Below are 12176 nucleotides of genomic sequence, written 5' to 3'. Positions count from 1 at the left end.
AGGAGTGAGCGGCATGGCGTACGGACCACGCAACATGGCGCCGGGACGCGGCGGTCCGCCCGGCCAGCGCCCTCCGGCAGGAGGCTCCGGCAGTGCACCAGGCCACCGCGCGTCCGGTAGCGACGCCGGCGGCCGCACGCGCGAGATCGAGGAGGCCCTGCGCCCGCCCGCTCAGCCACCGGTCTATTTCGCGCCGAACAGCGGGGCCGTGCGTGCCGAGCTTCTCGACGAGGAGGCGAAGACGACCGCGCAGGGGCTGTCCCGGATCCCGGCGAGCCAGCTCCGGCGCTTCTACGCCGAGGCGACAGCGCTGAAGCGCCGCCTCGATCTGGCAACAACGCGCATCCCCGACGACGAGGTGCAGGCGCAGATGGCGCTGCTGAAGGCGAAGGCCGCCTACACCTGCGGCCGGCAGAATCAATATCCGGTCGAGCTGGTCAGATTCTTCACCCGGCACGCCGCTGCGGTGAAGGGCAAGGACGACTTCCAGCGCGGCTTCCAGCCGCATTTCGAGGCCGTGATGGCCTATCACCGCGTGTTCGAGATCAAGATGAGAGGCGGCGAGGAATGAGCGAGCTGCGCGAAAAGGGCCGTGCCCGCATCGAGGGGCGGATCCGCCTGCTCTCCGGTCTGCACATCGGCGCCGGCAAGGACAGCGTCGAGATCGGCGGCATCGACAACCCGGTGATCAAGCACCCGTTCACCGGCGAACCCTACATTCCTGGTTCCTCGATCAAGGGTCGTCTGCGTTTCCTTATGGAGTGGGCGTTCGGGACAATCCGCGACGACGGACACGCCTGGGGCTACGACGGCGGCCAGCCGACCGATCCTGCCGACCCGGTGCTGCGGATCTTCGGCAACGCGTTGAAGGAGTGGCGGGGTGGGCCGACGCGGCTGATCGTGCGCGACTGCCCGCTGACGGACGAGGATCGCGGCCGCTACCGCGAGGCGCCCGAGCGTTTCTTCGAAGAGAAGACCGAGGTCACGATCGATCGCATTCAGGGAAAGGCGCTGGATGGAGGACTCCGCACGCAAGAGCGTGTGCCTGCGGGTGTCGCCTTCGACCTCGAACTCATCTTCCGCCTCTACGACACCGGCGACGGTGGCGCGCGCGACCTCGATTGTCTGAACTGGACGCTGCTCGGCCTGTGGCTCCTGGAGCAGGACGCCATTGGCGGTTCCGGCTCGCGCGGCTACGGGCGAATCCGGTTCGAAGCCCTTCACCTCGTGACACCCGCCGACGCGCGCCATCCTCTGGACAACCGCTTCCGCGGCCATCGCTTCGATCGCGCAACACCGCCCTCCATCATCGGGGCGGCGGAGCTCTTCAGTGGGCCGGCCTGATGCCGCTCCGCCGCTTCCGTCTGAACCTCGATCCGGCCGCACCGTTCGGCACACCGCCGACCTCCGGCACGCTGTTCGGTCATCTCTGCTGGGCAGAACGCGCACGCAACGGACGCGATGCCTTGCGCGCCTGGCTCACCCGGATGCCGGCCGAACCGTTCCTGATTTCCGACCTCCTGCCGGCCGATCACCTGCCGCGGCCCATCATTTTTGCCCCTCAGGCGCCAGACCAAAGTGGCGAGACCGGTTCGGCCCGGGCCGCGCTATCGGCGGCGGACGCGGCGAAGGCACTGAAGAAGCGCCGTTTCATCACGCTCGACGCTTGGCGTCGCCTGCGCACCGGAGCCACCGCCGCGGTGCTCGATCGGCTCCTCGCTGGAGGAGGCAGGAATGGTGCGCCTGCGCAAGATCCACTCTTCCTGCGCCCCGCCCGCAGCCCGCACAATCGCATCGATCGGCAGACGGGCAGGACGCCGGAGGCGGGCGGCGGTGGGCTATGGTTCGCCGACGAGCATTGGCCTGAACCGCCGCGGGATGGCGCGCGCCGGATCACAGCGGATGTCTACATCGAGAGCGTGCTGCCGGCGACGCAGATCGAGACGCTCCTCGTGCATGTGGGCGAGCTTGGATTCGGCCGCCACGCCGCCTTCGGGCGCGGGCGCTTCCGCGTCGAGGGATGGGAGGACGCGGCCTGGCTGGCCGAGATGCCTGCTGCCGGTGGGGCCGGACGCATGCTGTCGCTCTCGCAGGGTGTGATCACACCCAATATGGCGGAGGCGCGCTGGCGCCGATACGTCCTGTTCGGCAAGGTCGGACGCGAGATGATGGTTGAAGGCAAGCGGCCTTGGAAGCTGCCGATCGTGCTCGCCGAGGCCGGCGCGACCTTCGCCCCCGCGGGTAGCGGCCCGTTCGGCGCCTGGGTGACCGGCGTGCACCAGGACGACACGGGCGACGATCCCCGTATCGGCCACAACGCCTTCCACCTGGCGATCCCGTATACGGAGGCGCAGTGATGGTCGCTGTGCTGACCGAACGGCGGATGATCACCCGGACCCTGCTCCACTGCGTGCCGCTGACGCCGCTGCATGTCGGTGACGGCACAGAGCTTCGCCTCGACGAGTACGTGCTCGAGGACAGGCCAATGCCAAGTCTCTGCCGTTTTGACCCCATCGAGGCTGTGCGCCGGATGAGCTCGGAGGAACGGACGCGCTTCCGGACCGCGCTGAATGGCGGAAGGCTCGCCGATGCCGCGGCGGCTCTGCGGGCCGCCGGCAAGCGGTGCGTGACCGGCCGGGTGCCCATCTCCTCGGCCTCGCTCGACGCGTTGCGGACGGCACTTCAGGATCCCTCGCGCCTGCGCACGGGAGGGGTGCGCGCCTTCGTCCGTTCCCGCGGCCAACCCTACATCCCCGGCTCATCGATCAAGGGAGCGTTCCGTACCGCGCTGGCAAGCGCACGCCTGCCGCGCGACCAGAGACCGGCGGACGGCTGGACGCACGACTCTGCCATGGAGGCAGCGCTCGGCATCGACCCTACCGACACGTCCACCGATCCCCTGGGCTTCCTCGGCGTGGCCGATTCCGCGTTCCCTGACGTCGCCCTACTGATCGACAAAGCCGAGGTTATCAAGAGCGGTGGCGTGCCCGCCTCGTCGAGCAGGTTCGGGGGTATCCAGATGCACTACGAGCGCACACGCGCGCGCAGCGACGCCGCGAACGATCCGACGGCCTTCGACCTTGCCCTCACGATCGCCTCGCGCAGCGGCTTCGGCCGGAGGGGGCTGTTCCGATTGACGTCCCGGTTCCACTGGTCCGTCTGGCAAGGCGAGCGCGAGCGCTTCTTCCGCGATGTGCCCAAGACCTGCGCCGCGATGGATCGGCTTCTCAAGCAGGTGAAGCTTCCGGGCGGCACCACGGCGGCCGAAGCCGGCCCGGAGGGTGCACCCAACTACCTGCTTCTCCGCCTCGGCCGCTTCGGCCACTTCGAGAGCAAGTCGCTGGACGGAGTCCGACGCGGCCACTTCCCGCAGGCCCGCGATCCTGGCAGGCGTGTCCGTCAGCCGGACGAGTGGGGATCGACACGCACGGTCACTCGCCTCGACGACGGCACGCCCATCCCGTTCGGCTGGGTGCTTGGCTGGGTGACGAAGGAGGAGACGCTCTGACCACGCTGTTCATCGCCTCCGTCGGAGGATCGCGTGCGCCGATCATCAGCGCCCTGGCCGCACGCCGACCCGACTTCGCGCTGTTCGTCGTGACACGGCGGGACGGCACGCAGCCTGGATCGGCCGAGGAGGTCCCGGCGATCCTCCAGGCGGCGCAGCTCGCCGCGCTGCCGCACGAGCTCCTGACGGTGCCGGCGGACGATCCCGAGGCGGCGTTCCTCGCGTTGCGCGAGACGCTGCGCCAGTTGCGCGACCGCTACCCCAAGGCCCGCCTCGTGTTCGACTACACCGGTGGCACGAAGTCGATGACCACGGCGATCCTGGAATGCGCGCTCGCCACTCCCGGAGCCGAGGTGCAGTTCATGGCCGGCCGCCGCGAGAACCTCGACAAGGTCACACCGGGCACGGAGCGGCCGACCGCTATGCCGATCGACTGGCTCATCGCCGAGCGGGTCGAGGCGCGACTACGTGCCAGTTGGCGCGACTTCGCCTATGCTGAATGTGCCGCTGGCGCGCGGACGCTGCTCGACGACATCGCGACCGACGAGAAGGCGCCACTGGCGGCAAGACAGCGCTTGCGCGACCTTGCCGACGCCGCCGAGGCGTTCGACCTGTGGGATCGTTTCCGTCATGCCGATGCGGCGCAGATCCTCGCACGCATGGCAGCGCACCATCCCGACCTCGCGCCATTCAGCGACCTTGCCGGCCGATGCCGCGACTCGGAGGCGCAGCGCATCGCCGATCTCTGGCGCAATGCCGAACGCTGTGCCAAGCGCGGCCGCTACGACGACGCCATCGCCCGCTGCTATCGCCTGATCGAATGGGTCGGGCAGTGGCGGCTGCGGTCGCACCATCAGATCGACGTGGACAAGCTCGACTGGTCCCGCATCACGGATCAGGAGGTGATCCGCGCCGGCATCGCCGACCGGCACAGCAGCAACGCCAAGACGCTTTCCGGCCTTGTCCAGACGCTGAAGCTGGCTGCCGCCAAGGAGCGCGAGGGCGCGATCGACCGCTTCCTGCGCGATCCCTATCCCGGCAGGTATTCCGGCAAGAAGGGTAAGGATGGCGAAGGGCGCCTGCGCGACATGATCGATCGCCGCAACGCGTCCATCCTCGCGCACGGCGCCACCCCTCTCGGGCCTGAGGACTGGCAGCGTTTCGCGGAGTTCATGGGTCATTTCCGCAGCCGCGTCGTCGCTCCTCTTCTGCGCGCGGTCAACGCCGCGACCGACCCGCCGCAACTCCCGGACACGCCACCCGACACTTTCTGACGTCCTCCCGCGCGCGGCAACATTGTCGCCGCTTCACAACGGCGCAGCACGGCGCATCATCAGCGCCATGTCGCATCGCGCGCTGCACCTTGTCGCCTACGATGTCGCCAGCCGCCGTCGGCTGCGCCGCGCCCTGCACATCGTACGCGCACATGCGGTCGGCGGTCAGAAGTCGGCGCATGAGTGCTTCCTGAGCGAGGCCGAACGCCATGTTCTGCTCGCGCGGCTGCGCCGGCTGCTCCATCCGCACGCCGACCGCCTGATCGCGCTTCGGCTCGATCCGCGTATGCCGCAGCGCTGCCTCGGCGTAGCACGCGCACCCTCCGACAGGCCGTTCCTGATCGTCGGCTGACGGCGATGACCACGCTCTTCATCGACCGGCGCGAGGCGCTGATCGAGGCCGAGGCCGGAACCTTGACGATCCGCAGCGGCGACGGTGGCCTGTGGCGCACGCCCCTCGCCCCGCTCGAGCGGGTCGTGCTGCGCGGACCGGCGCGGATCAGCACGGGCGCGATTGCCGCGATCGCCGGCGCCGGCGGCGGGTTGATCGTCCTGTCCGGCCGGCGCAGCGAGCCCGCCGGCACCCTGCTCGGCCGACCGCATGCCGACGCCGCGATCCGGCTCGGCCAGTTCCGGCTGGCGCTGGACGCCGAGGCGCGCCGCCGCATCGCCGTGCTCATCGTGCGCCACAAGCTGGTCGGTCAGGCGCGGCTGTTGCGAGCGGCGCTTGCGCAGCGTCCCGATCGGCGGCTGCCGCTCAAGCGCGGTCTCGACGCGCTCGCCGAGAGCCTGGCACGGTTGCATGCGGCAGAGACGTGGTCGCAGGCGCAGCTCTCGGGCCTCGAGGGGTCCGGAGCGGCAGCCTACTTCGAGGCCTATGCGACGCTCTTTCCGCCGTCGCTTGGCTTTGTCCGGCGCAACCGCCGCCCGCCGCGCGACCCCGTCAATGCCGTGCTCTCGCTTGCCTACACGCTCGGGCATTTCGAGGCGGTGCGCGAGGCGCATCTCGCCGGCCTCGATCCCGCGGTCGGGTTCCTCCACGCCCTGGCGCCAGGTCGCGACAGTCTGGCCTGCGATCTGGTCGAGCCGCTGCGCCCTGTGCTCGACCGTCTGGTCTGGCGCCTGTTCGCTGAGGAAGTGCTGCGCAAGGCGCACTTCACGCGCGACGGCGAGGCCTGCCTGCTCGGCAAGGCCGGCCGGCTCGCGTTCTATGCCGCGTGGGAGGAGGCGTTCCTGCCGGCCCGGCGCCTGCTGCGCCGCGGCCTCCGTCCGCTCGTGCGCGCGGCGCGTGCCGCCGCGCAGGGTGTCGTTGAGCAGACGACCGATGCTGCAGGTCCTGCATCTTGACGGCGCCGACCGGCCGGTCGCAGTGCTCGTCGAAGGCCCCGCCCTTAGGCTGCGGCGACAGGGCATCGCCGACGTGTTCGCGCCACTGCCGCGACTTGCGCGCGTGGTCGTTCACGGGCCGCGCGTGCAGTGGCGCACCGAGGCGCTGATGGCCTGCTTGGAAGGTGGTGTGCCGGTGCTGTTCCTTGGCGCGCGCGGCACACTCGCGGGCGCGCTGGTCCCTGTCCACCCGCCAGCGGCGCGGGCGGATCTCGCCGCGCTGCTCGATGCCGCAGCCTCGGCGCCGGGCTTCCGCCGGCGGCTCGAGGACTTCTGCCGGGCCGAGGAACGCAACGCCATCCTCGCGCTGGTGCGGCGCGAAGGAGGAGGCAGTTGCGACATCGGCGCGGACCTGCGGCCGGCCGCCGTGCGCCGACGCTGCCTCGAAGGATGCGTCGCACCGGCGGTGGCGGCGGCGCTGGCGAACCTGATGTCGGGACTCGCGAGCGCGATGGTGGCGGAGGCGCTGGCGCGTCGCGGCGCGGGACCGCAGTTCCTGATGCGGCGAACCGGCGGCTTTGGGCTCGCCGAGGCGCTCGGGCGGGTGCTCGCATGGCATCTGTGGCCGCCGGTGCGGTCGCTCGCGGCGACCGCCGAGCTCGATGCGGCCGGCGTGCTGATGCCGCCGTCCCGGCGCGCTGCGATCCGCGCGTTCGAGACGGCCGAGCTGGCGCCACGGCGCGACCGGCTGCTGGCTCGGCTGGCTGCGGTGCTCGCCGAGTCGCTGTAAGGGGCCGCAAGGGCGAATGCGCGCGCGCCGTACCTGGATCGTGGGCTACGACATCACGTCGCCGAAGCGGCTGCGCCGGGTTGCCAAGCATCTCGAAAAGTCGGCCTCGCGGCTGCAGTTCTCGTTGTTCGTCGGCTGCTGGAGCGAAGCTGAGTTCGAGCGGGTGTGGACCGGCCTTGCGCGGCTGATCAACCGGCGGCATGACGATGTGCGCGCCTGGCCGGTGCCTGAGGCTGCGGTCGTTACGACCATCGGCACGGCGCTGCCCGAGGGCATTGTCTTGGGTGAGGCGCGCTCGCAGGGGCTCGGGCGGATCCTTGCAGGCGAGGCGGGGGTGCGGTCCGGAGGGGACTCGACCGGCCGCCGGCGAGGGGGATAGCCTTGCGTGGCTGCCGGATCCTGGGAATGCGGCGCGCAGCTCATTGACATCGTTGGCCTTACCTGCGGCAAGAGTTCCGAAGCAGACCCGATCTTCAGGGGGTCAAAACCGATGGCGCAGATCACGTCGGCGGCGTACTGGCGTTCCGAAGCAGACCCGATCTTCAGGGGGTCAAAACCACTGCCCACGGGCGATGCGAGATCACATGGGCGTTCCGAAGCAGACCCGATCTTCAGGGGGTCAAAACCGCACAGAGTGTGCGCAGTCGGCGGCCATCTCAGCGTTCCGAAGCAGACCCGATCTTCAGGGGGTCAAAACCGGCCGATCACGCGACGTATGTCCGCCTGCTCGCCGTGTTCCGAAGCAGACCCGATCTTCAGGGGGTCAAAACTCATCGTCGCGTGCGGCCCAGCCGGGATAGCGTTCCGAAGCAGACCCGATCTTCAGGGGGTCAAAACCCAGAAAGATGCGCACGCGTTCGCCAGTGTCAGCCGTTCCGAAGCAGACCCGATCTTCAGGGGGTCAAAACCATACTGTCTGGCTCTTCCCCGCAATTCTGAGTTCCGAAGCAGACCCGATCTTCAGGGGGTCAAAACCGCACTGCCCACGGGCGGTGCGCGGTCATGTGGGGTTCCGAAGCAGACCCGATCTTCAGGGGGTCAAAACCCGCACAGGCGAGCCACCTCGTCTATCGCGGCGTTCCGAAGCAGACCCGATCTTCAGGGGGTCAAAACTCTTGCGATGGGGCCATACCACGCTCCGCGCTAGTTCCGAAGCAGACCCGATCTTCAGGGGGTCAAAACACAAGACGCCGACAAGGTGGCCATTGCGCAACGTTCCGAAGCAGACCCGATCTTCAGGGGGTCAAAACGCGCTCGCGCAGGACCGTATACCGGCGGTTGTCGGTTCCGAAGCAGACCCGATCTTCAGGGGGTCAAAACCCCGCGACGCGGCCGAACACCACCCGCCGCCGATCGTTCCGAAGCAGACCCGATCTTCAGGGGGTCAAAACCTGATCAGTGCCGCCCAAGTGCACGCGTCCCCGCAGTTCCGAAGCAGACCCGATCTTCAGGGGGTCAAAACCAACGGCCTGGCCGCGTGACGGTCCACCTATGTTCCGAAGCAGACCCGATCTTCAGGGGGTCAAAACACGGAATACGCGCGCCAGTAGGCTTGCTTGACGGTTCCGAAGCAGACCCGATCTTCAGGGGGTCAAAACTCAGTGTCGCCACGCTTGAGCCGGATGCGGGGCCGTTCCGAAGCAGACCCGATCTTCAGGGGGTCAAAACCGTGCGCACTTCGTAAATCCGCGGGGTGTAGCGTTCCGAAGCAGACCCGATCTTCAGGGGGTCAAAACGAGAGGCATGCACGTTCAGCACCACCCGCCAAGTTCCGAAGCAGACCCGATCTTCAGGGGGTCAAAACCCACCGCCCAGACCGCTCGGCCGCACGGCGCATGTTCCGAAGCAGACCCGATCTTCAGGGGGTCAAAACCACGCTGGTGGCGTCACTAGTGCGATCGTCCGTTCCGAAGCAGACCCGATCTTCAGGGGGTCAAAACATAGGCGATCTGGCCAGGATACTGACGGCTGACGCGTTCCGAAGCAGACCCGATCTTCAGGGGGTCAAAACCCGGTGCTGGCCGTCCTCACATCCGCGCTGCCCGTTCCGAAGCAGACCCGATCTTCAGGGGGTCAAAACTCACGGCCCGCGCCAACGCCAGCGTCGCGGGGCGTTCCGAAGCAGACCCGATCTTCAGGGGGTCAAAACTGTGTCGATCAGGATGGCAAGCGCGAGCTCATGTTCCGAAGCAGACCCGATCTTCAGGGGGTCAAAACTTGTGTGTGTCGGTCATCGTCTCTACTCCTCTCGTTCCGAAGCAGACCCGATCTTCAGGGGGTCAAAACGCCGCGCGTGCGCACTTCGTAGATCCGTGGGGTTCCGAAGCAGACCCGATCTTCAGGGGGTCAAAACGTCTCCGTCGTGCGTGACAGCCCATCCACGCCGTTCCGAAGCAGACCCGATCTTCAGGGGGTCAAAACTCATAGACCTGGGTGAGCAGCCACTCGCAGCCGTTCCGAAGCAGACCCGATCTTCAGGGGGTCAAAACCCGATCTGCTCGACACAGGCGAGACGCTCGCCGGGTTCCGAAGCAGACCCGATCTTCAGGGGGTCAAAACGCGATCCGCCAGCACATGTGGCCAACCTGCTCGGTTCCGAAGCAGACCCGATCTTCAGGGGGTCAAAACAGCGCGGCACGGGGATCATGCGATAGCGCATCGTGTTCCGAAGCAGACCCGATCTTCAGGGGGTCAAAACTCTGGGCGGCTCAGATGCTCCACACGGTCGATGTGTTCCGAAGCAGACCCGATCTTCAGGGGGTCAAAACGTAGGTCGTCATCTCGGTCTCTCCTCTCTGGTGTTCCGAAGCAGACCCGATCTTCAGGGGGTCAAAACATCCAGCAGCGGGGGAACTTGACCTTGCCGCCTAAGGTTCCGAAGCAGACCCGATCTTCAGGGGGTCAAAACGCAGCCCGTTGCCGCATTCGCCGTTGTCCTGCGTTCCGAAGCAGACCCGATCTTCAGGGGGTCAAAACGCCTTGGCCGCCGCTTTGGCCGCGGCAAGGCTGTGGTTCCGAAGCAGACCCGATCTTCAGGGGGTCAAAACCTCGGTCTCTCCTCTCCGTTTGATTCCGCGCTACCGGTTCCGAAGCAGACCCGATCTTCAGGGGGTCAAAACGCCTCGCGGGCCTCGAGGTAGGCGCTGTAGGTGGGGTTCCGAAGCAGACCCGATCTTCAGGGGGTCAAAACTTTGGCCGCGGCAAGGCTGTGGTAGGCGCGGTGTTCCGAAGCAGACCCGATCTTCAGGGGGTCAAAACGCGGCCGGCGGCGATCTTCTTGAGCGTCATCTCGGTGTTCCGAAGCAGACCCGATCTTCAGGGGGTCAAAACGCCTGGCGCATCGACCAGCCGACGCGCTCGCGGGTTCCGAAGCAGACCCGATCTTCAGGGGGTCAAAACAGTTGTTCACGGCCGCCTTGTTCCACCGCCGCGTTCCGAAGCAGACCCGATCTTCAGGGGGTCAAAACTCGACGTGCTGCGCGTCGGTGTCTGGGCGGCTGTTCCGAAGCAGACCCGATCTTCAGGGGGTCAAAACGCCGTGCCCGGCGGTATCGCGCTCACGCAGGGTTCCGAAGCAGACCCGATCTTCAGGGGGTCAAAACGGATCGTAGGGGCACTCTACCGCGTAGACGGTAGTTCCGAAGCAGACCCGATCTTCAGGGGGTCAAAACGCACCAATCGCGCGCGTTGTCCACGTCGCGAGGCTGTTCCGAAGCAGACCCGATCTTCAGGGGGTCAAAACCCACCAGCACCGCCGACGCCCTTCGCGCCCGCACCGGTTCCGAAGCAGACCCGATCTTCAGGGGGTCAAAACGCGCCGCGCGCTGGAGTTCGGTCAGGTTCCGCATGTTCCGAAGCAGACCCGATCTTCAGGGGGTCAAAACCTCGCGGTGGGCGGTCAGGTCGCCGGTGAACGGCTGTTCCGAAGCAGACCCGATCTTCAGGGGGTCAAAACGCTTGAAGGTGATCATCATCGCGGCGGGGCCTGTTCCGAAGCAGACCCGATCTTCAGGGGGTCAAAACGTCGGCCGTCACGCCGTCGCGCCACGCGTTGTTCGTTCCGAAGCAGACCCGATCTTCAGGGGGTCAAAACGCCGATGGCGCGGTCGCAAAGCTCGACGATGCGTTCCGAAGCAGACCCGATCTTCAGGGGGTCAAAACGCCGATCCGAGTCGTGTTCCAGCCGCCGGACCCGTTCCGAAGCAGACCCGATCTTCAGGGGGTCAAAACCTTTCGGCCTTGGCTCTGCGTCGAGGGGCGGCGTTCCGAAGCAGACCCGATCTTCAGGGGGTCAAAACTGCGTCAGGCGCCCAACTCAGCAAATCGCCGCGCGTTCCGAAGCAGACCCGATCTTCAGGGGGTCAAAACGCGCATGGTCAGTTCCTTTCGGCTTCAGGTTGAGTTCCGAAGCAGACCCGATCTTCAGGGGGTCAAAACGTCGGCAGGTACGCGATCTGTCCCGGGTGCTGGTTCCGAAGCAGACCCGATCTTCAGGGGGTCAAAACGCGATCGCGCGTGACGCCCGGCAAACTGTCCAGAGTTGCGAAGCAGACCCGATCTTCAGGGGGTCAGGACCAACGCCATTAGCCGCGGTTTCCTCGCCCGGTGGAGTGGGCCCCTGGAGCCGGACAGGTGTCAGGCGGCAGCTTTGACAGGGTGCCGGGCCTGTTGCTCCTCGAACTGCACGGGGCTCAGGTAGCCCAGAGCCGAGTGCAGCCGCTTGCGGTTGTAGACATTCTCGATGAAGCGCGGGAGATCCGCGGTGACGTCCTCGAAGGTCTCGTAGGCCATCGGATATACGGCCTCGACCTTCAGCTCCCGCTGGGCGACGTAGTAGCGGTAGAGCCGTCCCCGCTTCCGGCTGTGCGTCGGCGAGAGCGCGCGGCCGTCGGTGCCGAAGATCAGCCCCTTCAGCAGGGCCGGGCTCTGGGGCCGGTTCGCCTTCGCCCGGGCGCGAGGACTGACCCGGAGGACCTCGTGCACCCGCTCCCAGAGGGCGCGCGAGACGATCGCCGCGTGCTCGCCGGGGTAGATGTTGCCGCGATGCGCGACCTCGCCGACATAGGTCCGCAGGTTGAGGACCTTGTAGATGTCGCCCTTGTCGATCAGGCGGCCGCTCCTGGTGGTGATGCCCTCGGCGTGGCACCGGCGCACGGTCTCGATGCCGGAGCCGGTCTCGGCGAACAGCTCGAACACGCGGCGCACCCGCGCGGCCTCGACCTCGTTGACCACCAGCTTGCGGTCGCGCACGTCGTACCCGAGCGGGACCTTGCCGCCC

At 67.3% G+C, this 12176-nt stretch carries 10 protein-coding genes and 1 CRISPR repeat array; of the genes, 9 read left to right on the top strand and 1 reads right to left on the bottom strand.

Annotated elements, in window-relative coordinates; translation table 11 throughout:
* The first annotated feature begins 13 nt into the window (after positions 1 to 13).
* From csm2 to cas2, 9 genes are all read left to right on the top strand, one after another.
* Complete coding sequence (csm2, locus tag ACTIFU_RS10145; protein ID WP_439578187.1) at positions 14 to 571, top strand: type III-A CRISPR-associated protein Csm2; 558 nt, start codon at positions 14 to 16, stop codon at positions 569 to 571.
* Positions 568 to 1344 carry a type III-A CRISPR-associated RAMP protein Csm3 gene (gene csm3 / locus ACTIFU_RS10140; protein ID WP_439578186.1) on the top strand — a complete coding sequence of 259 codons (777 nt, stop codon included), beginning with the start codon at positions 568 to 570 and terminating at the stop codon, positions 1342 to 1344. Before csm2 ends, csm3 begins: the two co-directional genes overlap by 4 nt.
* A gap of 122 nt (positions 1345 to 1466) precedes the next feature.
* On the top strand, positions 1467 to 2357 hold the full coding sequence (locus ACTIFU_RS10135) for a hypothetical protein (RefSeq protein WP_439578185.1): 891 nt from the start codon (positions 1467 to 1469) through the stop codon (positions 2355 to 2357).
* Positions 2358 to 2365: 8 nt separating this feature from the next.
* A complete protein-coding gene (locus ACTIFU_RS10130; protein ID WP_439578184.1) occupies positions 2366 to 3508 on the top strand; it encodes an RAMP superfamily CRISPR-associated protein in 1143 nt (380 codons plus the stop codon).
* Positions 3412 to 4782, top strand: coding sequence for a hypothetical protein (locus ACTIFU_RS10125; RefSeq protein WP_439578183.1), 1371 nt, complete (start codon positions 3412 to 3414; stop codon positions 4780 to 4782). Before ACTIFU_RS10130 ends, ACTIFU_RS10125 begins: the two co-directional genes overlap by 97 nt.
* A gap of 67 nt (positions 4783 to 4849) precedes the next feature.
* Positions 4850 to 5134, top strand: a complete 285-nt coding sequence (locus tag ACTIFU_RS10120; RefSeq protein ID WP_439578182.1) for a hypothetical protein — start codon at positions 4850 to 4852, stop codon at positions 5132 to 5134.
* Positions 5135 to 5139: 5 nt separating this feature from the next.
* Positions 5140 to 6129: a CRISPR-associated endonuclease Cas1 gene (gene cas1 / locus ACTIFU_RS10115; RefSeq protein ID WP_439578181.1), complete on the top strand. Its 990-nt coding sequence runs from the start codon at positions 5140 to 5142 to the stop codon at positions 6127 to 6129.
* Positions 6107 to 6898 carry a hypothetical protein gene (locus ACTIFU_RS10110; RefSeq protein WP_439578180.1) on the top strand — a complete coding sequence of 264 codons (792 nt, stop codon included), beginning with the start codon at positions 6107 to 6109 and terminating at the stop codon, positions 6896 to 6898. The genes cas1 and ACTIFU_RS10110 overlap by 23 nt, the downstream gene beginning before the upstream one ends.
* 16 nt (positions 6899 to 6914) lie before the next feature.
* On the top strand, positions 6915 to 7277 hold the full coding sequence (gene cas2, locus ACTIFU_RS10105) for a CRISPR-associated endonuclease Cas2 (RefSeq protein ID WP_439578179.1): 363 nt from the start codon (positions 6915 to 6917) through the stop codon (positions 7275 to 7277).
* A 73-nt stretch (positions 7278 to 7350) separates the two neighbouring features.
* A CRISPR array of direct repeats spans positions 7351 to 11473; the repeat unit is 36 nt; unit sequence GTTCCGAAGCAGACCCGATCTTCAGGGGGTCAAAAC.
* A gap of 60 nt (positions 11474 to 11533) precedes the next feature.
* Here the strand turns inward: cas2 and ACTIFU_RS10100 are convergent.
* On the bottom strand, positions 11534 to 12176 hold a 643-nt coding region (locus ACTIFU_RS10100), incomplete at its 5' end, for a recombinase family protein (protein WP_439578178.1).

The sequence above is a fragment of the Elioraea sp. genome, assembly GCF_051860475.1.
In the GTDB taxonomy this organism is placed as follows: domain Bacteria; phylum Pseudomonadota; class Alphaproteobacteria; order Acetobacterales; family Acetobacteraceae; genus Elioraea.
This window is presented reverse-complemented; position numbering and strand designations above follow the sequence as displayed.

What these genes read in the sequence shown, in the direction of transcription:
- csm2 (WP_439578187.1), top strand. Translation starts at nt 14, where the DNA reads ATGGCGTACGGACCACGCAACATGGCGCCGGGACGCGGCGGTCCGCCC.
- csm3 (WP_439578186.1), top strand. Translation starts at nt 568, where the DNA reads ATGAGCGAGCTGCGCGAAAAGGGCCGTGCCCGCATCGAGGGGCGGATC.
- ACTIFU_RS10120 (WP_439578182.1), top strand. Translation starts at nt 4,850, where the DNA reads ATGTCGCATCGCGCGCTGCACCTTGTCGCCTACGATGTCGCCAGCCGC.
- cas1 (WP_439578181.1), top strand. Translation starts at nt 5,140, where the DNA reads ATGACCACGCTCTTCATCGACCGGCGCGAGGCGCTGATCGAGGCCGAG.
- ACTIFU_RS10110 (WP_439578180.1), top strand. Translation starts at nt 6,107, where the DNA reads ATGCTGCAGGTCCTGCATCTTGACGGCGCCGACCGGCCGGTCGCAGTG.
- cas2 (WP_439578179.1), top strand. Translation starts at nt 6,915, where the DNA reads ATGCGCGCGCGCCGTACCTGGATCGTGGGCTACGACATCACGTCGCCG.